The following is a 21974-nucleotide window of genomic DNA, read 5'->3' on the forward strand; positions in this document are numbered from 1 at the left end:
ATATTTTGGTAATTAGAAAAAATAAAAGAAAAAACCTCTTTTGTAAATGTATATAAATAACAAAGGAGGTTTTTTATGAAAGAAACAGATAAAAAGATTTATGATTTTAAAAGTGATGTTCTATTTAAATATTCTTTAGCTGATGATAAAGATTACGATTGTCGTTATTTATTAAAACTGTTTATTGAAGGTATTTTAAATATTCAATGTCAGGATATCAAAGTTTTGAATCCCGATTTAAGTCGTGACCATGTTGAAGATAAAGATATGATCTTAGATATTAGAGTAACTGTTGCATCGGGTGAGCAGATTGATATAGAGATGCAAAATTCTTCTTTTTCTGTTAGTCAACGTCATCGTTTTCAACTATACGGAGCTAAAATGCTTACATATCAGGAAAAAAAGGGAAAGAAATATAGATATATAAATCCAGTCTATCAAATTATTTTTATCAATGATATAGATAGTGATAATCTACAGCTTTATGATACATATCAAAGTAGAAATAAAGAAGGTAAATTAGAAAAGAATAATCTGATGAATCGAGTATATGTTCAAGTGCCGTATATCAATGTCATAAAGCAGTATAAAGAACTAGATGAATTCAGTGAATTAGAACTAGCGATCTATATATTTGCAAACGGAATAACAGATGATATAATGAAACTGAAAGAATCGAAGGTGATTGGAATAATGAAAGACAAGATGGAAAGATTTAATCAGAATGATGAACTAAGATTAGCAGCATATAATCGGGAACTGAATATTTATGCCCATGAAATGGAACTCGAAGAGAGTTATCAAAATGGAAAAGCAGAAGGGAAAAAAGAGGGAAGAGAAGAAGGAATTTTGCTTGAAAAAAAGAATCTAACTCTTCAGTTATTTAAATCAAAATTTCCCAATGAAGATGATAATTTTTTAAGTAATCTAGAAGCAAAAGACTATGATATGATTTTTAAAATGCTGTTAGAGGAACAATCACTAGAAAAAATTAAAGATGTAATAAAAAGGTCAATTTAAAGTTGCGATTTAGCAGTTTTTATTCTATGAAGTACTAATTAAGTATAATTGTATTTTATAAATATTTTCATATTGGATAACCACTGTGAAAATGAAACTGAAAGAATCGAAGGTGATTGAGATAATGAAAGACAAGATGGAAAGATTTAATCAGGACGACGAACTAAGATTAGCAGCATATAATCGGGAACTGAATATTTATGCCCATGAAATGGAACTCGAAGAGAGTTATCAAAATGGAAAAGCAGAAGGGAAAAAAGAGGGAATAGAAGAAGGAATGGAAATCGGTAAAGAAGAAGGGATTTTGCTTGAAAAAAAGAATCTAACTCTTCAGTTATTTAAATCAAAATTTCCCAATGAAGATGATAATTTTTTAAGTGATCTAGAAGCAAAAGAGTATGATATTATTTTTAAAATGCTGTTAGAGAGTCAATCACTGGAAAAAATCAAAGATGCAATAAAAAGATAAATTTAGAAATAGTGTTGTTTTAAATATTGACAACACTATTTTTTATTAAATCTATAAATGGAGTTAATTTGTTTTTATTGATTTTTAAATAAGAGATGTAATACATTATTTTCATTTGGTTATCGATAATAGGAATTAAAACCCTATTGTTTCCATCGTGACGATAGTGCCTAACTAAGCTGGTAGTTGTTGTAATGACATTTGGATCATTTAAAGCCTGGCAAAATATGAAATAATCAGTATAAATGGTAAAATTGATAGTTTTTTGTAATTCTTCCCAATAAGGTTTTTGTTTCTTTGTATAATAATAGCCCGGAATATAAAAACGTGTTATTTTTTTAATGCGTGTATCTTGTAAAGAAATCGAACTTTCTTTAGCAAGGGGGTGACTTTTATCAACTGATAAATACATTCTTTCTTCGACAAAAGGAATACTTTCTATCTCTAAATGATTAAGTGGTTTACTGGAAATAGTTAGATCGTATTTTTCATCTAATAATATTTTAATTTCATCAGTGTTTGATAAGTAGCTTTCGTATTGAATTTCATTAATGATTGATGAAAAAAAGGGAGCACAATACCACATAGGTCCTGGATCACAAAAACCGATTTTAGTTTTAAGATATTTTTGTTTATAATTGATTAGTTCTTCTTTCATGACTTCGCTTTGATTTAGAATCAAATTAGTATGTTTTAAAGCAATCTTTCCTGCTTCATTTAAAATAATTTTGTTTTTAGTATGATCGAATAGTTGAATTTCTAATTCAGTTTCTAATTTTTTTAAACTAGTACTTAAAGCGGGTTGTGAGATATGTAGTTTTTTAGAAGCAATTGAAATTGAATTGTTTTCAGCGATGGCTTTAAATTGGATCAATTGAGTTAATTCCACAAGTAATACCTCCAGTATAAATTTTATTTAATCTAGATTAAAGATAATATAATGTTAAAATCTATGTTTATATAGTATCATAGTATTTGTAAAAGTTAAACTACATGGAGGTCAGTTATGAAAACTAGAAAAATTGGTAATTTAGAAGTATCGGCTGTAGGAATGGGAATTATGGGCTTTTCACATGGTTATGGTAAAGTTCCTAGTGAAAACTATGCTATTGAAGCAATTCGTAAAGGATATGAAGCTGGATGTACATTTTTTGACACAGCAGAAGGTTATGGTAAAGAACAGTTTTATCTAGGTCATAATGAACAGTTATTAGGAAAAGCAATCAAACCTTTTAGAGATAAAATTGTTTTAGCAACTAAATTTCATCTTGAAGATCAAGATTTACAAACTAGTGAAACATTAGAACAGGTTATTAGACGCCATTTAAATAAATCATTAGAAAATCTTCAAACTGATTATGTGGATTTATATTATTTACATCGTTTAAATGAACAAGTGCCAGTTGAAGATGTAGCGAAAGTGATGAAAAAATTAATCGATGAAGGATTAATTAAAGGCTGGGGATTATCACAAGTAGATGTAGATACATTGAATCGTGGACATCAGATTACTCCAGTAACAGCAGTACAAAGTATTTATTCAATGGTTGAAAGAGATTTGGAAAAAGAAATTTTCCCATATTGTTTAAAACATAATATTGGTGTTGTGCCATTTTCACCAATTGCTAGTGGCTTTTTATCAGGAAAAGTTACAGTGGAAACTAAATTTGAAGGTGATGATGTTAGAAAATGGGTACCACAGTTATCAAAAGAAAACATTGTTGCTAATCAACCAATTTTAGATGTTTTAGATAGATTTTCTAAAGAAAAAAATGCAACTAATGCGCAAATTTCATTAGCATGGATGTTACATAAATATCCTAATTGTGTACCAATTCCTGGTTCTAAAAATCAAGAAAGAATTCTTGAAAATTTAAATGCGATGAATGTAGAATTAACTGATGAAGAGTTTAAACAATTAGAAGCAGCTCTAGATGCTTGTACAGTACATGGACATCGTGGTAATGTTGAAAGTGAGAAAAAAACATTCTCAAATAATTGGAGAAAAAAATAACAAAGTATGGCAAAACCATACTTTGTTTATTTTAATAATTAGAATTATTTATCACCGAAATATCTATCTAATAATCCTTTAAGAGCTTTACCATGTCTAGCTTCATCACGAGCCATTTCATGAACTGTATCATGGATTGCATCTAAGTTGTTTTTCTTAGCACAAGTAGCTAATTCAACTTTACCAGCAGTTGCTCCGAATTCGCAATCAACACGCCAAGCTAAGTTATCTTTAGTAGTAGCTTTCATGTTAGGTTCTAAATCTTCACCTAATAATTCTGCAAATTTAGATGCATGTTCTGCTTCTTCCCATGCAGCTTTTTCCCAGTATAAACCGATTTCTGGATAACCTTCTCTATGAGCGATTCTAGCCATGCATAAATACATACCTACTTCTGAACATTCACCTTCGAAGTTAGCTTTTAATTGATCGAAGATGTATTTTTTATCTTCTTCAGAAATATCTGGGTTGTTTTTTACTGTTTTTGCATAGATTCCATATTCATGTTCTGCTGCAAGAGTTAATTCTCCTTCAACTTCTTTAAATTTGTCAGCTCCAACGTGACATACTGGACATTCTGCAGGAGCAGCATCTCCTTCATAAACATATCCACAAACTGTACATACAAATTTTGCCATTTTTTTATCCTCCTAATTTTTTATCCATCTAAATTTTACTCATTTTTTATTGTATCGTCAACTCGATTGCACTTTTTTTTAATTGTTTTGAAAATTAAAAATAATTTAATATTTTTTCTAAAGTTTGTTAATAATTAAGAAAAGAGGAATTTAATAAATAGTATCTTATGTATTAATAGAAGATGCTCATTTTGTTGGTAATTTAAAACATGTTGTTTGGCAAGTTTGGGATTTAGCTAAAGAATTATAATATTTATTTTAAAAGAACGATTTATTTTCGTTCTTTTAATTTTTAATAATTTGCATCTAAAAATTATATTTGTTAGAATTAAAGAGCTAGGGGTGAGATAATGGATCGCAAATTATTAGAACAATTAATTACCGTGGTTGATGAAGGATTTGATATTATGCAAGAATATGCTAATAAACCACGCCAGTTTAATGGAATCATGTTATATCCAGTAGAAACCCAGACATTAGAAATTATTGGCCAAAATCCTGGTATTACTGCTTCAAAGATTGCTAAAGAATTAAAGAAAACATTGAGTGCTAGTAGTCAAATTTTAAAGAAACTAGAGCAAAAAGAATTAGTTTCTAGAATTAAAAATCCTCATAATAATCGCGAATATAATTTGTATTTGACTGACGTTAGTAAATCGATTATTGATTTACATAGTGAATTGGATGAAATGATTTATAGTCGTTATCAAGAGGATTTAAAGGATTTAAGCAATGAGGAGATTTTGAATTTTATTAAGGTACAAAAGGCATTGAATAAAGAGTTTTTAAGGGACCTGGAAGAATCTTTTTAGGTTCTTTTTTGTTGCAAAAATTAGGATATTATGTATACTATAGTTAAGCACCTTAACAATAGGGAGGAAATGGAGGAATGACGATGAAATATGATTTTGAAACTTTAATAGATCGTAGTAATAAAGGATCTGGAAAATGGCAAGAAATGAAAGCTATTAATCCTGATGTACCTGTTGGGGTTGCCCCTTTATCAGTAGCTGATGTTGATATTAAATTAGCACCAGAAATTCAAGAAGGATTAATTGAGTTTTTAAAAGATGATCCAGTATTGGGATATACATCACCAAAAGATGATTATTATGATGCTGTTATTAACTGGATGAAAAATAAATTTAATTATCATGTTGAAAAAGATTGGATTGTTTTATCTAATGGGATCGTTCCAGCTTTAGGTGATGGTGTAGCAGCTTATACTGAAGCAACTGATGGTGTAATTATTTTTACCCCAGTATATTATCCATTTTATAAAGCCATTGAAAACAATGGTCGTAAAGTAGTGAAATGTCCATTAATCAATAATGATGGTCATTATGAAATTGATTTTGATAAATTTGAAGAACTTGCAAAACAAACAGAAAATACTTTATTAATTTTATGTAGTCCTCATAATCCAATTGGTAGAGTATGGACAAAAGATGAATTAACAAAAATTGCTCAAATTTGTTTAGAAAACAATATTATTATTTTATCTGATGAAATTCATGAAGATTTAACAATGCCTGGTTTTACTCATACACCAATTGCAACTATTAGTGAAGAAGTTGAAAATATTACAATAACTTGCAGCGCTCCTAGTAAAAGTTTTAATATTGCAGGGTTACAAGGTTCTAATATTATTATTAAAAATCCTGAGTTACGAGAAAAACTTACTAGTCAACAAGGTAAAAAAGGTTTCCATTCATTAAATACTATTTCTTTTGAGGCTACTAGATTGGCTTATAGTAAAGGTGAGGCCTGGTTAGATGAATTTAAGGAATTAATATATACTAATTATCAATTAGTTGTTGATTTTATTAATAAAAACTTACCAAAAGTTAAAGTTACACCACTTGAAGGTACATATTTAATGTGGCTTGATTTTAGAGCTTATGGTTTAACTTATCAAGAATTAGAAAAAAGAATGCAACATGCTAATTTATACTTAGATGAAGGATATGTCTTTGGCAAAGAAGGACAAGGATTTGAAAGAGTTAATATTGCAACACCTACAAAAGTATTACAAGCAGCATTAGATCGTTTATATGAAGAGTTTAAAGGAGAATAGAAAATGAAAAATGTAGTAAAAACAAATAAAGCTCCAGGAGCAATTGGACCATATAGTCAAGGAATTAATGTTGGTGATTTATATTTCTTTTCAGGACAAATCCCATTAAATCCAGAAACTAATGAAATGCCAGAAGGAATCGAAGCACAAGCGCATCAGGCATTAAAGAATGTTAAAGGATTATTAGAAAGTCAAGGATTGGATTTTTCTAATGTTATAAAAACAACAGTATTTTTAGATAACATGGAAGATTTTAATACTGTAAATGAAATTTACGCAACATATTTTGTAGAACCATTTCCAGCAAGAAGTGCTGTTGAGGTAGGGAAATTACCAAAGGGCGCTTTAATTGAAGTTGAAGTAATTGCAAGTAAATAGTTGTTATCAGCATCATTATCGATGCTGATTTTTTGTTAAAATACATGTTTAATAATTGACAAAAGATAGAATATAATCATAATAAATATGAGCATTGTAAATATCTTTCATATGAAAGATATTTGTTTTTATATGATAAAAGGGTGATAAATTTTATGGAGAAAAGAAAAATAAGAGAAGTTGATATAAATGAGTATCTACCGGTTTTAATAGATATTGTTAATACCGGTCGTGATGTAAGTCTATTGGTTTCTGGTAGTTCAATGTCCCCATTTTTGATACATCATCGTGATACAATCATAATTTCTAAGCCTGATAGATCTTTTAAAAAAGGGGATATGGTTTTTTTTAAGAGAATTAATGGACAGTACGTAATGCATCGTATTCATCATATTGATAAATCTGGTAATTTATTTTTAGTTGGTGATGGACAAAAAGTGATTGAAGGACCAATCAAACCAGAACAAGTATTTGGTATTATTTATAAAATAATCAGGAATGGCAAGGTTATTACTAAAGGTAATTTTTGGTGGTTTTTCTTTGAAAAAATATGGATTCGAATGATACCGTTTAGAAGATCTGTCTTATGGGGGTATTCTAAATTGAAAAATATTTTTAGAAACTAGTTTATTATTTGCTATAAAGTTTTGATTAGAAGTATAATAATAGGATTAAGATACATATTTATCTCAATCCTATTATTTTACCAATTATTATCTTTATCACTTAAAGCAATTAATCCTTCTTGTAAAAGATGATTTATAAAAATAATCGCATCTATAGTTGCAGTTTCTCTATCAACTTGATATTCTTTTAAAATCATATCTATTAACTCTTCAAAAGTTTTAGCCTCTTCAATATGATTGTAAATAAAAGCAGCTGTTTCTGTTAGGGTAATCATTCCATTAAATTCTTCTGTAGTATTTCCTGTCGGAATTAAGATATATTCACCTGCGATTTCTCTACATAAAAAATCTTTAACTTTTTTCATTTGAATTCTCCATTTTCAATTTTTCAAGTATGTTTTTTGTATATTCACACATATATTGTGGTTCATTATCAAAACTATTTGTTTCGCAATAAACAGCAGCTAAACAAACCTGGCATACTTCTTTTTTTGAACAATTGAGACATTTTTTTGGTAAATGTAGCTTTTTTGTCTCATTTATTAAATATTGCCAAGAGTTGTTAAAATCATTTTTGAAAACATCTATCCCAATATTATTGATAAACACACAAGGAGTAAGTTTTCCATACCATGTTATCCAAAAAGCGCTTTTTCCTGCCCGACAATTTATAGAGTCGTTTTTATTGTAAGCTACTGAATTTAATTTTTTTAATACCATTGTTTTATAATTATCATATTCTGTTTTGGTTTTTTGCTTCTTTTTAATTTCTATAGATTTTAATGCTGCTTTCTCTGCGGTTAAGCGAGATTCTTCTTGAAATAAACAATTTCTTTCTCTATGAGAAGGATAGATATATGTATCCATTTTCATATAAAGTCCAAAATCATTTGCTATCTTTATAAAATTATTTATTTCATGCTGATTTTCAGGAACAATTGTTCCATTAAGTTTAATATCTATATTATTTTTTAATAAAAGCTTAATGCCATTTATAGCTTGATCAAAGCCATGGGGGTTATGGCATAGTTTTTTATATGTTTCATTGCAAGTTCCGTATAAAGTAACATTTATTCTTCTAGGTCTATGTTTTCTAAATAATTCTGATATTTCTTCATTTATAAGAGTCCCATTTGTATTTATTGTAACAATCATCCCTAAATCAAGTAAGCCAAGATATATTTCTTTAAAATCAGGATGTAGCAATGGTTCACCGCCAGAAATTAATACAAATAATGTTCCAGCTTTTTTCATTTGACTAGCAACACTAAGCCACTCATCTGCGCTCTTTAATTTCCCTATTTTATGCATTTCTTCAGAACTTAGTTTTATAAAACACATATTGCAATTCATATTACATAAAGGTGTAAGTTCAATAGTGCCGTTAATTGGTATATTAGCTTGAGTAGCTTTTATAATCAATCTTTCTTCTATTTTTAATTCATTATTTGATAAATTCATATTATCTTATATTTTCCTTAATGTATAAAAAGACTATAATAAATTAATTAAAATTAATTTATTATAGTCATAATTACTATGAAGCGTTAGGATTTGTTTCCCATTGAGCATCGCTTACTTTTGAAAAATGTCTATGAGTTTGTCCATCTCCGTCTGACCAATAATAAACATCATATGCTTTGCCATTATCCTCATATCCGAACCAACCAAGACGTTGTGGCTGCCACATAGCATTTGCTTTTGGACCGTCACCTGGCACTCCTTGAACTCCATTGTGCCATACACCGCATCCATAAACACCATTATTTGTAAGTTTTTCATCACCCTTGTCGTATTTATCATTGCCATTTTTGTCAATAAAACCATAACCAGTTGGAACGTTACAATTAATTCTCCAGCAAGCAGCTATATATTCATTGGCTACAAAGGTTTCGCTTTGCAGCATAGGTTTTACATACGTTTTCACGATTTTCCCCTCCTCATTTCAATATAGTTTTTACAAATAAGATTATACTACTCTTATTTTTCATTTGCAACTGATAATTCCTAAAAAGAATAACAAAAATACATATTTTATATATTTAATAAAAAAATGCGAAAAATTTTTCTCTTTTTTATAAATTTATAGATTGATAAAATTCTAATATCAAGAATTTTGTTACCTTTTTAAAAAAAAACAGTGACAAAAAAGATTCAAAAACAAAAGAAAAAAGGAGAAAAAAATGAGCATAAGACAAAGAAAAAGTAAGAAATCAAGGACCGGTTTTACATACCAGGTTTATTTTAATTATGTAGATTCATTAAGTGGAAATCGAAAAAAGTTTTCTAAAAGTGGTTTCTTATCATATGAAGATGCACAACTATATGAAAAGAAAAAAAAGATTGAACTAAATACAACTCAAAACTATATAAAAAAATATAAGATAACATTACATCAAGTATTTGAAGAGTGGCTAGAATTAGAAGCTAAATATTATTATCAAGACAATACCATTATTGATTATAACAACCGTTATCAAAAGCATATTAAAAATCGATTAGGTAACATTTTGATTTGTGAAATCAATTATAAAGTATTTCAATCTTTTTTTAATGAAAATGCTAATATAGGTATTAATACAAATCATAAATTAAAAGATATATTAAATGTAATTATAAATTTTGGCATTAAGTGTAACTATATTGATCAAAATCCATTACATTTAGTTCATATTTCAGGAAAAAATAAATCGAGAACTAGAGATTCATTAGTTTATAAAGATAAAGATTTCTTTAACATTATTGATGAATTAAGAAAAAAACCTTCAGATAAAAGAAATGCTTATATAATCGCTTTATATATAGGCCGTTATACAGGATTAAGAATTTCTGAAGTATTTGCTTTAGATAAAAATGATTTTGATTTTGATAATCAATTGATATATGTTTCTAAAAAAATGATTTACGCTAATAAAACAAGACAGGAATTAACAGTTTCATCAAAAATGAAATCAAAAGCTTCTAAATCCGTATTACCTTTCCATCAAGATTTACAAGAAATAATTTTAAATTGGTTTAAAATTCATCCTCACAAACATGTAATTAGTGATAAACATGGAAAATATTTAAATCCTAAACAGTTAGAATACACATTATGGAAAATTTCAAAAGAACTCGGCATCCACTTTCATTTTCATATGTTAAGACACACTTTAGCAACAAGACTAATTAATAGTGGTGCCGAATTAAAAGCTAATCAAGAAATTTTAAGGCACTCAAATATTACAACTACAATGAACATTTATACTCATATAAATGAATCAAATAAAAGAGATGCTCTATATAAAGCTTTTCCTAAATCAGAATAACAATAAGGTTAGTATAATCTTATTTGTAAAAATTATATTGAAATGAGGAGGGGAAAATCGTGAAGATGAAATATGAGAGTCCTTTGATGTTTGCAGAAACATTTGTTGCAAATCAATATATCGCTGCATGTCAAGAACCTATTTACAAAGTTGAACCAACACGAGTTCGTTGTCAATCTCCAGGACATCAAAATACTCAATACAACACAATGTTTTTAGATTCACAAAGTGCTTGTGTTGTTAAATTTAATCCTGGTGTTGGCAGTGCTGAGGGCGATATTTTCCATACACAATTTGAAGCTTGTGCATATAAAGACGGATGTAATAGACAAAACTGGTTACAGAGTCACCCTGGGGATCAAGATTTTTCTCAGCATAAAAAAGAACACGATAGTCGATTTTGGGCTAATGACGGTGCTTTTATTATGCATGATACAACTATTGATTTGAGCTTTGCTGAAAAATATCAATTATCATAAGAAGAAATTTAAATTTCTTCTTATTTTTGTATATTGAAAGGAATTCTATGGATTATTATTTTAAGATTGCAAATTGTATTATAAAAATATCATCGCCATTTGAAATATTCTGGAATAAATATATTAATAAGTTTTCCTGTGATAAGACTGATAGCATTGATGAATATTATAAATTACAAGTCGTCGATGAATTAAAACCAATGGGAAAACAGATTTATAATGATGGTAATCAAATAGTATTTAAATCAGATAATCATGAGGATAGACTGCATTATTTTCTAGGTTGGGATATTCCTTGTATGATGTATAGAGAATTAGATGATAAAAAAATGATCTATCTAAATCATGGGTTTATTGATTCATTTAAAAGGAATGAAAATTATTGTATTTTCAATGCTTTAGCTTTTGAAAAAGTTTTAATTAACCATAAAGCTATTGTATTACATTGTTCATATATCGTTGTTAATGATTACGCTATTTTGTTTAGTGCTCCTAGTGGAACTGGTAAAAGTACTCAGGCTAATTTATGGAAAAAATATAAAAATTCTACTATTGTAAACGGAGACAGAGCTATTATCAAAAAGATAGATGATGTTTATTATGCAATGGGAACACCTATATGTGGATCATCTGATATCTGTGAAAATATATCAAAGCCATTAAAAGCTATTATATATTTATATCAATCACCAGAAAATCATATTGAAAAATTAGATCAAAAGAATATGATAAAAAAATTAATTAGTGAAACAACAATTAATTTTTTTAATCCCAATTTTTTAAATAGTGCTTTTGATATTATTTCAGATATATCAAAACACATTAGTATGTATGATTTTTGGTGCACTAAAGATATAAATGCAATTGAATGCTTAGAAAAAACATTAGGAGGTAAATCATGAATCCACTAAATTATCTAAATCCAATTGAACAGAGGATTTGTAACAAAGCTGATTTAGCAAGAATCCCAATAGCCGGGAACATTGAACTTTTACCTTTATGTAATATGGATTGTAAAATGTGTTTTGCGAAAATGACTAAAGAGCAAATGGAATCTCATGCTCCAATGCATTCATATAAAGAATGGTTAAAAGTGGCTAAAGAGATGAGTGATGCTGGCATGTTATTTTTGTTGCTTACAGGTGGTGAAACTTTTTTATATCCACATTTCAAAGAACTTTATCTTGGTTTAAAAAAACTAGGTATAATTGTATCAATCAATACTAATGGTACACTAATCACTAAAGAAATTGTAGATTATTTAGCTTCTGATCCGCCTAGACGTTTAAATATAACTTTATATGGTGCCAGTGATGAAACATATGAGAAATTATGCAACAATCCAAAAGGTTTTACTCAAGTAATGCATGGTATAAAACTGCTTAAAGAAAAAAATATTGATATAAAACTTAATTGTAGTTTAACGCCTTTAAATATTCATGAACAAGAAAAGATTTATCAGATAGCAGTAGATTTAGATTTGCCTATCGATATGGGATATTATATGTTTCCACCATTAAGAGAAAATAATATTTCAAATGTGGCATATCGATTAACAGCAAAGCAAGCTGCTCAAGCAAAATTTAATTTTGAAAAATTAAAAAGAAAACCCGAAGAAATGAAAGAATATGTTTCAAATATTTTAAATATTTATAGAACATATGAACAAAAAACTGATTATACAAAAGGATATACTTGTCGTTCGGGAAATAGTGTTTTTTGGGTTAACTATGATGGTACAATGAGTGCTTGTAGTTTTACATATGATTATCAAATCAATATTTTTGAAAATAATTTTGCTGAATCTTGGCAAAAATTAGTCAACCATGTATCAAATTCAAAACTTTCTAGAAAATGTCATGATTGTAAAAAAAGAATTCTTTGTGGAAGATGTGCAGCTGCTGCATATGCTGAAACAGGTAAAATAGAGGGAGTACCTGACTACTACTGTGAACTGACGGATCATTTTATAGATTTATTAGAAGAATACGAGGGAAAAACAAATGAAGATAAATAAAAATTATGTTGTTAAAAATATCATTGGAGAAGTAGTAATTGTTCCAACTGGTGAGACAGCACAATATTTTAATGGTCTCATAAGTACTAATCAAGTTGCTGGGTTTATTTGGGAAAATATGGAAAAATGTGATACTCCAGAAGATATGCTGAAATTAGTACTAGAAAATTTCGATGTTGGAGAAGAACAGGCAAGAAATGATGTACTCGGTTTTTTAGATACGTTAAAAAAAGCAAAAATGATAGAATATTAAGATTAATATATTTTTTAATAACCCCCATTTAGTTAATAATTTAATTGTAAGGGGGTATTATTGTGCAACTATGGCATCAATTAAGTTGGAAATAAGCATAGGTATTTGTCATCGAGTGAAATGAACTGTAAGTCGTTAATAGCAAGTAATGTTATGAATGAAAGAGGCAGTTTAGCAAGAGGCAAGAAATGTTTACGTGAATTAATCAAGTAGTAAAAGGAAAATGCTAATTATTTTAAAATCGGAAGAATGAAGATATTCATGAATATGTTTGGATAGTAATTAAGACATAAGATGTGAATAATTATTATTAAGCAGTAGAAAATACTTGGCAAGATAAAAAAGAATCTAGCAGTTATTAAATAAGGGAAATCTATTTATTCGTTAACTTAAAGTTAGTACAAACAAGCAAATGGAAATATAGTGAATTTTTTATTAAATGCATATTACCAGCTACAAGAAAAGTGGATCAATCAGGTTTAATCTCCTAGAATACTATCTAAAATAGTTGTTATTAGTATATAATGTAGTGTTGTATATGAAATCGATATGTACGGTGCAATGTGAAGGACGGAAATATTTTATTTTTCTTTAGCTCTATTATATAAAACTATTGTCTGAATGTTTTATTGAAGATATGTGATATAGGTAATTTATTAATAAGTCATTTATATTATTTGAAATAATTAGTTATAAATTTAAGATTTTTGATGAAATAATTGTGAGATTAATCATAAAAAATTATTAAATTTTTGTGAATGATAAATTACATTTACAATTTTTTTACAAAAAATTATAAAAAAATATAAATTTATGAATTATACAAAATTATGTTACAAATATTTTCATTTTTATCTGTTTTTACTAAAAAACATCTTAGATTAGTTTATTCTAGGATGATGTCATGGATAAAAAAATCATTTTTTTAATTTTATTTGCTAATGATAAATCACATATCAATTAAAAATAACAAAATATTACGTTGAAAATTATATTTTTTTACTCTATAATGGAACAGAAGTTAAAAAAATATCTTAGATTAAACTATTCTAGGATAACTTCAGTACAATATTTTTGATGAAGTAATCACTGACTTAGCGCATGTTATGGATTTGAAATGGTCATAGTAAAACCGCGGTGGAACTATATTCTTTAATAGTTCCACTGGGATTGTGCTGTCTTTAGGAGGTAGCTATGGAAAATGGATTTGTATTACAAATCGATTATAAGAATGAAAATAAAATATTAGATATCTTAAATTCAGATCTTTTTAACGATTGTTTAAAAAGGTCTTTTATTTTGAGAAGAAAACAGTTAAAGAATTATGGAAAAGACTGGAAGTTATATGAAGTTGATATTATAAAGGGATATATATTTATGGAAATGATTGATTTGGATTTATTTAAGAAGAAGCTTAGTAAATGCAAGGAAATCTTTGAATTAAATAATCATAATAAGATACGTTTAGTTAAATTACAAAAGCACGATCTAGGTTTTTTAAATAAGTTTAATTCAACAGTTATTGATAATTCTACTGGGGATATCGAAAATGGAAAAATTATTGTTAAAGAAGGACCATTGATAGGAAAAGAAGATTTGATTAGAAAAGTTGATCGTCATAAACGATTAGCTTTTTTTAATTATAAATTTTCTTTTGATAATTATGACATATGCTTAGGGTTAGAAATCAAAAATAAGACAGTTTAAATATATTTTTATAAAGAATAACTTTGAGGGGATATTATGATTTATAAGGGATATGTTAAAAGAGTAATTGATTTTGTCTTGTCATTATGTGGGTTGATTATCTTAAGCCCGGTATTTTTGATTTTATGTATCTGGATAAAGCTGGATAGTAAAGGACCAATTTTGTTTAAACAAAAAAGAATAGGTATCAATAAATCAAACTTTAATATTTATAAGTTTAGAACAATGTATATTGATACCCCTAAAGATATGCCTACTCATATGTTAGCTGATCCTGATCAGTATATTACTAAAGCTGGTCATTTTTTAAGAAAAACTTCTTTGGATGAATTGCCACAAATAATTAATATCTTAAAAGGGGAAATGTCAATTATTGGACCAAGGCCAGCTTTATGGAATCAGGATGATTTAATTGCTGAAAGAGATAAATATCAGGCTAATAATGTTAAACCTGGATTAACAGGATGGGCTCAAATCAATGGCAGAGATGAATTGGAAATACCAGTAAAAGCAAGATTGGATGGAGAATACGTTAAGCGTATCTCTTTTTTATTTGATCTGAAATGTTTCTTTGGAACAATAACATCAGTGCTTAAATCAGATGGTGTTGTTGAAGGAGGAACTGGTGAACTTCATAAAAAGGATGGTGAAGTATCATGAAAATAATGGTAATTACAAATCATTCGTATATGCTTTATCAGTTTAGAAGAGAATTGATTCAAAAATTGTTAGATGAAAAAAATGAAGTTGTACTGGTAATGCCTTTTGTAGGCCATGAGCAGGATTTTAAAGATATGGGATGTACTTGTGTTCCAATTGAGATGAAAAGACGGAGTATCAATCCTTTTTCTGATCTTAAACTGATGAAGGATTATAAGAAAATACTGCTGGAAGAAAAACCGGACAAAGTAATAACTTATTCAATCAAACCCAATATTTATAGTGGTATGTTATGTCGGCATTATAAGATTCCTTATTATGCTAATGTCCAAGGGCTTGGGTCAGCCTTTGAAAGAAGGACATTAGCCATGTGTGTTTCAATTTTATACAAAAGGGCATTGAAATATGCTAAAAGGGTATTTTTTGAAAATCAGGGAGATGCTAATGTTTTTACCAATAATAGCTTGATTAAGTTAAATCAAGCATGTGTTTTGCATGGAGCAGGTGTTAATCTAGATAGATATTCTTATCAAAAATATCCTCAGGATGATGTGATTCATTTTATTTTTGTAGGGAGAATAATGAAGGAAAAGGGAATTGATGAGCTTTTTTATACTGCTAGAAAAATGAAAAAATTATATGGTGAAAAAGTTATTTTTGATTTAGTTGGTTTTTTTGAAGATGAATATAAAGATATTGTAAATGAATTAAATGAACAGGGAATAATTAGTTATCATGGCTTTCAAGAAGATGTCAGACCTTTTTTAACAAAAAGTCACTGTTTATTATTGCCTTCTTATCATGAGGGAATGGCCAATACAATACTGGAAGCTTCAGCAATGGGGAGACCAGTAATTGTATCAAATATAACAGGATGTAAAGAAGGGGTCATTGAAGATAAGAGTGGATATTTAATTGAAGCAAAAAATAAGCAAAGTTTATTTGAAAAAGTTGAACAGTTTTATCAATTGACTGCTGATGAAAAAGAAAAAATGGGTTTAACAGCCAGAAGATTTATGGAGATGGAATTTGATAAAACAACTGTAGTAGAAACAACATATAAGGAGTTGATGCTATGACGATGCTGTTAGCTATTTTAGCCATAGTTACAGGTTTGGCTTATATGTCACAAAGAGTTGCAATTCAATATGCTGATAGTGGCAAAACCAGAAATTGGGATATATATTTAATTATTTTATTAATATTTTTAATACTATTTGCGGGTCTAAGAACTAGTTATAATGATACTCAAAACTATATTGCTGGATTTCAAAATTCTACTACGATCAGATTGTTTTTAGCAGATACATCCAATTTAGCATTATTGGAAAATCCATTATTTTATGGTTTTCAGGCACTGGTTAAAACATTTACAAATAATGTAAATGTCTTTTTTATTATCTGTGCCATTATCGTGAATACATTAAATGTTCAGTTTATCAAAAGAAATGTCGATCCAGAAAATTTTGCATTCAGCATGTTTTTATATACAGCGATAGGAACTTTAATGCTGACACTAGCGGCCCAGAAACAAGCATTGGCAATGTCGGTACTTACCTTAGCATTACCGGCATTATTTGAAAAAAAATATATTAAATATTATCTAATCGTGTTTTTAGCTGGGCTGATTCATACATATGCCTGGACATTTTTCTTTTTGCCATTACTGGCAACTAAACCATGGAGTTTTAGAACATTTATTTTGTTAGGAATTACGATAGCAGTTATGTATACATTCCAGAGTACAATTTCATCATTTCTGGAAGTTGCCGATCAGATAGGAAAAGATATCCCGCTTGAAGAAGTATTTGATGGAAATCAGATGAATATTTTAAGAGTTGCAGTCTATGCAGTTGTTCCGTTGATAGCATTATTTTTCAAAGGAAGGATTAACGACAATATAGATCGAAAGAACAGCATTTTTATTCAAATGTGCATTGCATCATTGATGTTTATGCTTATGGGAACCCAAAATGGGGCAAATATGTTTGGACGCTGTGCTAATTATTTTGAAATTGGTGTGATATGTTCTTTACCATGGGTGGTAAGACAATTATTTACTAGACAATCAGTAACAATATTATTTACTACTGCTGCTATATGTTTTTGTGGTTTCTATTTATATGATAACAATGGGTTTAATTATAATTATTCTAAAAAAGGAATAGTTCAGTTTATAGGAGAAGTAATATGACAGTTCAAAAACCAATAAGAATATTACATGTAGTTACTTATATGGGACGTGGTGGATTAGAAACTATGATAATGAACTATTATCGTCATATCGATAGATCAAAAGTTCAATTTGATTTTTTAGTGCATCGTGATTTTGAAGCTGATTATGATAGAGAAATATTGGATTTAGGAGGTAAGATATATCGTATATCAAGATTAAATCCTTTTAGTTTTAAGTATCACAAAGAATTAAATGATTTTTTTAAAAATCATCCTGAATATAAAATTGTTCATGTGCACCAGGACTGTATGAGTTCTATAGCTTTAAAAGTAGCAATGGAGAATAATGTACCTATTAGAATTGCACATAGTCATAGTAGCAGCCAAAATAAAAATATAAAATATTTAATAAAAAAATATTATATGAAAAAAATACCGAAATATGCAACTAATCTTTTTGCTTGCGGACAAGAAGCTGGAGATTGGATGTTTTCAGGAAATAATTATGTAATATTGAAAAATGCTATTGATACAAATTTATATAAGTATTCATTAAAAAATTCTATCGCAATAAAGAAAGAATTAGGTTTAGAAAATAAGATTGTTATAGGACATGTAGGTAATTTTACATATCCGAAAAATCATAATTTTTTAATTGATATTTTTAGTGAAGTTTTAAAGATTAATTTTAAAGCAGTATTACTTCTTGTAGGTGGAGGTACTGAAAAAATAAATATTCAAGAAAAAGTGATTTCTTTAGGCTTGGAAGATAAAGTGATTTTTATGGGAGTAAGAAATGATGTTAATAAATTGATGCAGGCTATGAATGTATTTGTGTTTCCATCGTTGTATGAAGGATTACCGGTAACGTTAATTGAAGCACAGGCTAGTGGATTACCGATTATTAAGTCTGATAATGTATCTGATCAGTGTATTTTAACTGATAATGTAGTTTCTATCTCATTGGATAAATCAGCATATAGCTGGGCCAAAGAAATACTTAATTTTGTAAATAGTTTTGATAGAAAAGATACTAGTCTTGAAATAATTAATAATGGCTATGATATTTCTTCTAATGCAAAGTGGTTAGAAAATTACTATTTAAATGAGGTGAGCAAGATTGGAAAATAAAATACAATTAACTATTTTTACACCTGCATATAATAGAGCCCATACTTTGCCTAGAACATTAGACAGCTTAAAAAGACAACAAAATAAAAATTTTATATGGCTGATTATAGATGATGGTTCTACTGATAATACTAAAGAACTTGTAGATAAATGGCTTAAAGATGATTATGGTTTTGAAATTGTATATATTTATAAAGAAAATGGTGGAATGCATACGGCTCATAATGTTGCATACCAGAATATTGACACTGAATTAAATGTATGTATAGATTCTGATGATTGCTTAGCAGGTGATGCTGTAAACAAAATACTAAACTTTTGGAATAAGAATAAAAAAGATTGTTATGCAGGAATTATTGGTTTAGATGCTGATTTAAATGGTAATTTAATAGGTAAAGATTTAGGAAATGTAAAAGAAACTACATTATCAGGATATTATAATTCTGGTGGTGCTGGAGATAAAAAACTGGTTTATCGAACAGATGTAATAAAAAAATATCCTGAATACCCAGTATTCGAGGGAGAAAAATATTTTGGTTTGAATTATAAATATATTTTGATTGATCAGGATTATAAATTGTTAGTTTTGAATGAAGTATTATGTAACGTTGAGTATCAAGAAGATGGGTCATCTAATAATATGTGGAAACAATACTATAATAATCCAAATGGTTTTGCATATTTAAGAAAATTTTATATGAAATATAATAATTCTCTAAAGAGAAATATTATAGATAATATTCACTATGTTTCTAGTAGTTTATTAGCAAAAGACAAACATTTTATTAAAAAGTCTCCAAAAAAATTAATGACTATAACTTGCTTGCCAATCGGGCTTATATTTAAATTAATGACTAAAAAGGCATGTAATAATTTGAAATAGCTATGCAATAAATAGTTAGAAAATAAATTTTTTAATCGATTAGATAATAAAATGGTATCAATTTTTTTTATGAAAGATTATTTTTAAGAAATAAAATTTTTTTAAGAGACATTTCTAGTAAAACCAGTGAGATATATGTTAATTTTTATGGCTAGATGATGTTATGTGGAAAAGAAGGAATAGTTGATTATTTAATCTATATAGTAATAGAACAGATATTAAGATGTAATATTTTATGGTTAGTGGGGATTAATATGGAAAAAATAATTCATTATTGTTGGTTTGGAGGAAATGAAAAGTCACAAATAATAAAAAAATGTATAAATTCTTGGAAAAAGTATATGCCAGAATATAAAATTATGGAATGGAATGAAAAAAATATTGATTTATCATTTTCACCATTTGTTATTGAAGCTTATAAAAATAAGAAGTGGGCTTTTGTTAGTGATGTAATAAGATTGAAAGTATTATACGAGTATGGAGGTATATATCTTGATACTGATGTTGAATTATATGAATCCTTAGATGATTTATTAAAAAATAATGATGCTTTTTTTTCTTTCAAAATCAATATCAAATTAATACTGGGTTAGGATGTGGTGCAAAAAAAGAAAATAAATTAGTAAAAAAAATGCTAGATGACTATAAAATATTAGATTTTTCTATGGATTTTATCGATAAAATAGCATGTCCAATTAGAAATACTCAAGTTATAAAGGAACATGTTCCTGAATTTAGAAATACTGGAAATACTCAAAGAATAATGAATATTTCTTTTATTTCATTTGATTGTTATTGTCAAATAGCACATCATTATGGTGAATTTAGTTGGAAAGATGACGAACAAAAGAAAGCGCTTGAGTATTCAAAAAAGAATTTGAAAAATTGGAAAATAAGAAAATTTTTAAGAAGTAGTAAAATTTTTTATTTTTTTGAAAAGTATAATATGAATAGAACAAAAAAAATATATTGCTTTTTTGTTTATGATTTAATCGATTATGGAGTTAAATATTGGATATATAGGCTTCTCATGAAATTTAAGAAAAAAAGAGGTATTTAAAATGATTAAAATACTTTTTATGATACATAGTCTAGAACATGGTGGCGCAGAAAAAGTATTAGTTAATTTAGTGAATAATATGAATCAAAAGAAATTTGATATAACAGTAATGACTATATTTGATACTGGTGTAAATAAACAATTTTTAAAGAAGCATATAAAATATAAATATTGTTTTAAACATATATTTAGAGGAAATATTCATCTTTTAAAAATATTTACACCGGCTTCTTTATATAAACATTTTATAAAAGATGATTATGATATCGTTGTTTCATATTTAGAAGGTCCATCAGCAAGAATTATCAGCGGGTGCCCTAATAGAGATACTAAGCTAGTATCATGGATACATATACAACAATATGATAAAAAAAATGCTTCTAGATCTTTTAGGAGTTATGAAGAAGCAAAAAAATGTTATGAAAAATTTAATAAAATTGTCTGTGTTTCAAATTCAGTAAAAAATGATTTTTGTTCTTTGTTTCCTTTAAAAGAAAAATGTATTGTTTTATATAATACTAACGAGACTAATAAAATAAAAGAATTAGCAAATGATAATAAACTGGATATAAGTTTTGAAAAAAATTTTTTCTATATTTGTGGCATAGGAAAGTTACTACATAGTAAAGGCTTTGATAGAATATTAAATATTCATAGGCGTTTAATAAAAGAAGGATTTAAAATAAAAACAATTATTTTAGGTATTGGACCTGATAAAAATAAGTTGGAAAAACATATAAAAAACTATCATTTAGAAGATAGTTTTTTTCTTTTGGGGTATCAAGTAAATCCGTATAAATATTTAAAACATAGTAATTTATTTGTATGTGCTTCGTATGCTGAAGGATTTAGTACAGCCGCTACAGAAGCCCTTATACTCGGTATTCCTGTATTAACAACCGATGTTGCAGGAATGACTGAAATGTTAGGTAAAAATGAATATGGAATAATAGTTCCTAATACACTAGATCGCGTGTTAACGGTATAAAAGAATATTTAGAATCTGAGTCAAAGCAAAAATATTATAAAAAGCAAGCAGTTATAAGAGGTGAGGATTTTTCAACTAAAAAAACCACTCA

At 27.7% G+C, this 21974-nt stretch carries 26 protein-coding genes; 21 read left to right on the forward strand and 5 right to left on the reverse strand.

Features of this window, described 5'->3' with window-relative positions:
• The first annotated feature begins 75 nt into the window (after positions 1 to 75).
• Together ABGT36_RS02800 and ABGT36_RS02805 are read left to right on the forward strand one after the other, a co-directional pair.
• Positions 76 to 1020 carry an Rpn family recombination-promoting nuclease/putative transposase gene (locus ABGT36_RS02800; RefSeq protein WP_346676705.1) on the forward strand — a complete coding sequence of 315 codons (945 nt, stop codon included), beginning with the start codon at positions 76 to 78 and terminating at the stop codon, positions 1018 to 1020.
• 124 nt (positions 1021 to 1144) lie between these two features.
• The gene (locus tag ABGT36_RS02805) at positions 1145 to 1489 is read left to right on the forward strand and encodes a hypothetical protein (RefSeq protein ID WP_346676707.1); all 345 of its coding nucleotides are present in this window, start codon (positions 1145 to 1147) and stop codon (positions 1487 to 1489) included.
• Positions 1490 to 1508: 19 nt separating this feature from the next.
• Here ABGT36_RS02805 and ABGT36_RS02810 read toward each other — a convergent pair whose 3' ends face one another.
• Complete coding sequence (locus ABGT36_RS02810; RefSeq protein WP_346676708.1) at positions 1509 to 2378, reverse strand: LysR family transcriptional regulator; 870 nt, start codon at positions 2376 to 2378, stop codon at positions 1509 to 1511.
• A gap of 117 nt (positions 2379 to 2495) precedes the next feature.
• Here ABGT36_RS02810 and ABGT36_RS02815 point away from each other — a divergent pair, with 117 nt between their 5' ends.
• Positions 2496 to 3503: an aldo/keto reductase gene (locus ABGT36_RS02815; RefSeq protein WP_346676710.1), complete on the forward strand. Its 1008-nt coding sequence runs from the start codon at positions 2496 to 2498 to the stop codon at positions 3501 to 3503.
• Between the two features lie 44 nt (positions 3504 to 3547).
• On the opposite strand, the gene ABGT36_RS02820 is transcribed toward ABGT36_RS02815, so the two are convergent.
• The gene (locus ABGT36_RS02820) at positions 3548 to 4141 is read right to left on the reverse strand and encodes a rubredoxin-like domain-containing protein (RefSeq protein WP_087303376.1); all 594 of its coding nucleotides are present in this window, start codon (positions 4139 to 4141) and stop codon (positions 3548 to 3550) included.
• A 350-nt stretch (positions 4142 to 4491) separates the two neighbouring features.
• Here ABGT36_RS02820 and ABGT36_RS02825 point away from each other — a divergent pair, with 350 nt between their 5' ends.
• The 4 genes from ABGT36_RS02825 to ABGT36_RS02840 all read left to right on the forward strand — a co-directional run bounded on the left by ABGT36_RS02825 (position 4492) and on the right by ABGT36_RS02840 (position 7222).
• The gene (locus tag ABGT36_RS02825) at positions 4492 to 4953 is read left to right on the forward strand and encodes a MarR family transcriptional regulator (protein WP_087303374.1); all 462 of its coding nucleotides are present in this window, start codon (positions 4492 to 4494) and stop codon (positions 4951 to 4953) included.
• Between the two features lie 83 nt (positions 4954 to 5036).
• Positions 5037 to 6218: a PatB family C-S lyase gene (locus ABGT36_RS02830; RefSeq protein WP_320078555.1), complete on the forward strand. Its 1182-nt coding sequence runs from the start codon at positions 5037 to 5039 to the stop codon at positions 6216 to 6218.
• Between the two features lie 3 nt (positions 6219 to 6221).
• Complete coding sequence (locus tag ABGT36_RS02835) at positions 6222 to 6596, forward strand: RidA family protein (RefSeq protein WP_087303370.1); 375 nt, start codon at positions 6222 to 6224, stop codon at positions 6594 to 6596.
• A 155-nt stretch (positions 6597 to 6751) separates the two neighbouring features.
• Positions 6752 to 7222 (forward strand): S24/S26 family peptidase, encoded by a 471-nt coding sequence (locus tag ABGT36_RS02840; RefSeq protein WP_346676712.1) that lies wholly within the window; start codon positions 6752 to 6754, stop codon positions 7220 to 7222.
• Positions 7223 to 7299: 77 nt separating this feature from the next.
• Here ABGT36_RS02840 and ABGT36_RS02845 read toward each other — a convergent pair whose 3' ends face one another.
• From ABGT36_RS02845 to ABGT36_RS02855, 3 genes are all read right to left on the reverse strand, one after another.
• Complete coding sequence (locus tag ABGT36_RS02845; protein WP_346676714.1) at positions 7300 to 7587, reverse strand: PqqD family protein; 288 nt, start codon at positions 7585 to 7587, stop codon at positions 7300 to 7302.
• Complete coding sequence (locus ABGT36_RS02850; RefSeq protein ID WP_346676715.1) at positions 7574 to 8683, reverse strand: radical SAM protein; 1110 nt, start codon at positions 8681 to 8683, stop codon at positions 7574 to 7576. The genes ABGT36_RS02845 and ABGT36_RS02850 overlap by 14 nt, the downstream gene beginning before the upstream one ends.
• 76 nt (positions 8684 to 8759) lie before the next feature.
• Entirely contained in the window at positions 8760 to 9149 is a 390-nt protein-coding gene (locus ABGT36_RS02855; RefSeq protein ID WP_346676717.1) for a hypothetical protein, read from the reverse strand.
• A gap of 256 nt (positions 9150 to 9405) precedes the next feature.
• Here ABGT36_RS02855 and ABGT36_RS02860 point away from each other — a divergent pair, with 256 nt between their 5' ends.
• From ABGT36_RS02860 to ABGT36_RS02925, 14 genes are all read left to right on the forward strand, one after another.
• Complete coding sequence (locus ABGT36_RS02860; RefSeq protein WP_346676719.1) at positions 9406 to 10530, forward strand: tyrosine-type recombinase/integrase; 1125 nt, start codon at positions 9406 to 9408, stop codon at positions 10528 to 10530.
• 59 nt (positions 10531 to 10589) lie between these two features.
• Positions 10590 to 11009: a hypothetical protein gene (locus ABGT36_RS02865; protein WP_346676721.1), complete on the forward strand. Its 420-nt coding sequence runs from the start codon at positions 10590 to 10592 to the stop codon at positions 11007 to 11009.
• A gap of 47 nt (positions 11010 to 11056) precedes the next feature.
• Complete coding sequence (locus tag ABGT36_RS02870; protein ID WP_346676722.1) at positions 11057 to 11911, forward strand: hypothetical protein; 855 nt, start codon at positions 11057 to 11059, stop codon at positions 11909 to 11911.
• Complete coding sequence (locus ABGT36_RS02875) at positions 11908 to 13026, forward strand: radical SAM/SPASM domain-containing protein (protein WP_346676723.1); 1119 nt, start codon at positions 11908 to 11910, stop codon at positions 13024 to 13026. Before ABGT36_RS02870 ends, ABGT36_RS02875 begins: the two co-directional genes overlap by 4 nt.
• On the forward strand, positions 13013 to 13279 hold the full coding sequence (locus ABGT36_RS02880; protein ID WP_346676724.1) for a PqqD family protein: 267 nt from the start codon (positions 13013 to 13015) through the stop codon (positions 13277 to 13279). Before ABGT36_RS02875 ends, ABGT36_RS02880 begins: the two co-directional genes overlap by 14 nt.
• 1194 nt (positions 13280 to 14473) lie before the next feature.
• A complete protein-coding gene (locus tag ABGT36_RS02885; protein WP_346676726.1) occupies positions 14474 to 14986 on the forward strand; it encodes a hypothetical protein in 513 nt (170 codons plus the stop codon).
• Between the two features lie 39 nt (positions 14987 to 15025).
• Positions 15026 to 15646 carry a sugar transferase gene (locus tag ABGT36_RS02890; protein ID WP_346678617.1) on the forward strand — a complete coding sequence of 207 codons (621 nt, stop codon included), beginning with the start codon at positions 15026 to 15028 and terminating at the stop codon, positions 15644 to 15646.
• Positions 15643 to 16725 (forward strand): glycosyltransferase family 4 protein, encoded by a 1083-nt coding sequence (locus tag ABGT36_RS02895; protein WP_346676727.1) that lies wholly within the window; start codon positions 15643 to 15645, stop codon positions 16723 to 16725. Before ABGT36_RS02890 ends, ABGT36_RS02895 begins: the two co-directional genes overlap by 4 nt.
• Positions 16722 to 17840, forward strand: coding sequence for an EpsG family protein (locus tag ABGT36_RS02900; protein WP_346676729.1), 1119 nt, complete (start codon positions 16722 to 16724; stop codon positions 17838 to 17840). The genes ABGT36_RS02895 and ABGT36_RS02900 overlap by 4 nt, the downstream gene beginning before the upstream one ends.
• On the forward strand, positions 17837 to 18952 hold the full coding sequence (locus ABGT36_RS02905) for a glycosyltransferase family 1 protein (protein WP_346676731.1): 1116 nt from the start codon (positions 17837 to 17839) through the stop codon (positions 18950 to 18952). Before ABGT36_RS02900 ends, ABGT36_RS02905 begins: the two co-directional genes overlap by 4 nt.
• Positions 18942 to 19835: a glycosyltransferase family 2 protein gene (locus tag ABGT36_RS02910; RefSeq protein ID WP_346676732.1), complete on the forward strand. Its 894-nt coding sequence runs from the start codon at positions 18942 to 18944 to the stop codon at positions 19833 to 19835. The genes ABGT36_RS02905 and ABGT36_RS02910 overlap by 11 nt, the downstream gene beginning before the upstream one ends.
• Before the next feature lie 254 nt (positions 19836 to 20089).
• Positions 20090 to 20428: a glycosyltransferase gene (locus ABGT36_RS02915; protein WP_346676734.1), complete on the forward strand. Its 339-nt coding sequence runs from the start codon at positions 20090 to 20092 to the stop codon at positions 20426 to 20428.
• Between the two features lie 38 nt (positions 20429 to 20466).
• Entirely contained in the window at positions 20467 to 20895 is a 429-nt protein-coding gene (locus ABGT36_RS02920; RefSeq protein ID WP_346676736.1) for a hypothetical protein, read from the forward strand.
• A gap of 1 nt (position 20896) precedes the next feature.
• Complete coding sequence (locus ABGT36_RS02925) at positions 20897 to 21883, forward strand: glycosyltransferase (protein ID WP_346676738.1); 987 nt, start codon at positions 20897 to 20899, stop codon at positions 21881 to 21883.
• Positions 21884 to 21974: the final 91 nt, after the last annotated feature.

Origin of the sequence: Erysipelatoclostridium sp. An173 (genome assembly GCF_963931465.1) — a bacterium.
GTDB classification, from domain to species: Bacteria; Bacillota_I; Bacilli_A; order Erysipelotrichales; family Coprobacillaceae; genus Thomasclavelia; species Thomasclavelia merdavium.

Coding starts and splice junctions, on each gene's coding strand:
- ABGT36_RS02920 (WP_346676736.1), top strand. CDS start 20,467: ATGCTAGATGACTATAAAATATTAGATTTTTCTATGGATTTTATCGAT.
- ABGT36_RS02905 (WP_346676731.1), top strand. CDS start 17,837: ATGACAGTTCAAAAACCAATAAGAATATTACATGTAGTTACTTATATG.
- ABGT36_RS02885 (WP_346676726.1), top strand. CDS start 14,474: ATGGAAAATGGATTTGTATTACAAATCGATTATAAGAATGAAAATAAA.
- ABGT36_RS02845 (WP_346676714.1), bottom strand. CDS start 7,587: ATGAAAAAAGTTAAAGATTTTTTATGTAGAGAAATCGCAGGTGAATAT.
- ABGT36_RS02800 (WP_346676705.1), top strand. CDS start 76: ATGAAAGAAACAGATAAAAAGATTTATGATTTTAAAAGTGATGTTCTA.
- ABGT36_RS02850 (WP_346676715.1), bottom strand. CDS start 8,683: ATGAATTTATCAAATAATGAATTAAAAATAGAAGAAAGATTGATTATA.
- ABGT36_RS02840 (WP_346676712.1), top strand. CDS start 6,752: ATGGAGAAAAGAAAAATAAGAGAAGTTGATATAAATGAGTATCTACCG.
- ABGT36_RS02875 (WP_346676723.1), top strand. CDS start 11,908: ATGAATCCACTAAATTATCTAAATCCAATTGAACAGAGGATTTGTAAC.
- ABGT36_RS02880 (WP_346676724.1), top strand. CDS start 13,013: ATGAAGATAAATAAAAATTATGTTGTTAAAAATATCATTGGAGAAGTA.
- ABGT36_RS02825 (WP_087303374.1), top strand. CDS start 4,492: ATGGATCGCAAATTATTAGAACAATTAATTACCGTGGTTGATGAAGGA.
- ABGT36_RS02835 (WP_087303370.1), top strand. CDS start 6,222: ATGAAAAATGTAGTAAAAACAAATAAAGCTCCAGGAGCAATTGGACCA.
- ABGT36_RS02915 (WP_346676734.1), top strand. CDS start 20,090: ATGGAAAAAATAATTCATTATTGTTGGTTTGGAGGAAATGAAAAGTCA.
- ABGT36_RS02815 (WP_346676710.1), top strand. CDS start 2,496: ATGAAAACTAGAAAAATTGGTAATTTAGAAGTATCGGCTGTAGGAATG.
- ABGT36_RS02925 (WP_346676738.1), top strand. CDS start 20,897: ATGATTAAAATACTTTTTATGATACATAGTCTAGAACATGGTGGCGCA.
- ABGT36_RS02830 (WP_320078555.1), top strand. CDS start 5,037: ATGAAATATGATTTTGAAACTTTAATAGATCGTAGTAATAAAGGATCT.
- ABGT36_RS02870 (WP_346676722.1), top strand. CDS start 11,057: ATGGATTATTATTTTAAGATTGCAAATTGTATTATAAAAATATCATCG.
- ABGT36_RS02860 (WP_346676719.1), top strand. CDS start 9,406: ATGAGCATAAGACAAAGAAAAAGTAAGAAATCAAGGACCGGTTTTACA.
- ABGT36_RS02895 (WP_346676727.1), top strand. CDS start 15,643: ATGAAAATAATGGTAATTACAAATCATTCGTATATGCTTTATCAGTTT.
- ABGT36_RS02805 (WP_346676707.1), top strand. CDS start 1,145: ATGAAAGACAAGATGGAAAGATTTAATCAGGACGACGAACTAAGATTA.
- ABGT36_RS02820 (WP_087303376.1), bottom strand. CDS start 4,141: ATGGCAAAATTTGTATGTACAGTTTGTGGATATGTTTATGAAGGAGAT.
- ABGT36_RS02900 (WP_346676729.1), top strand. CDS start 16,722: ATGACGATGCTGTTAGCTATTTTAGCCATAGTTACAGGTTTGGCTTAT.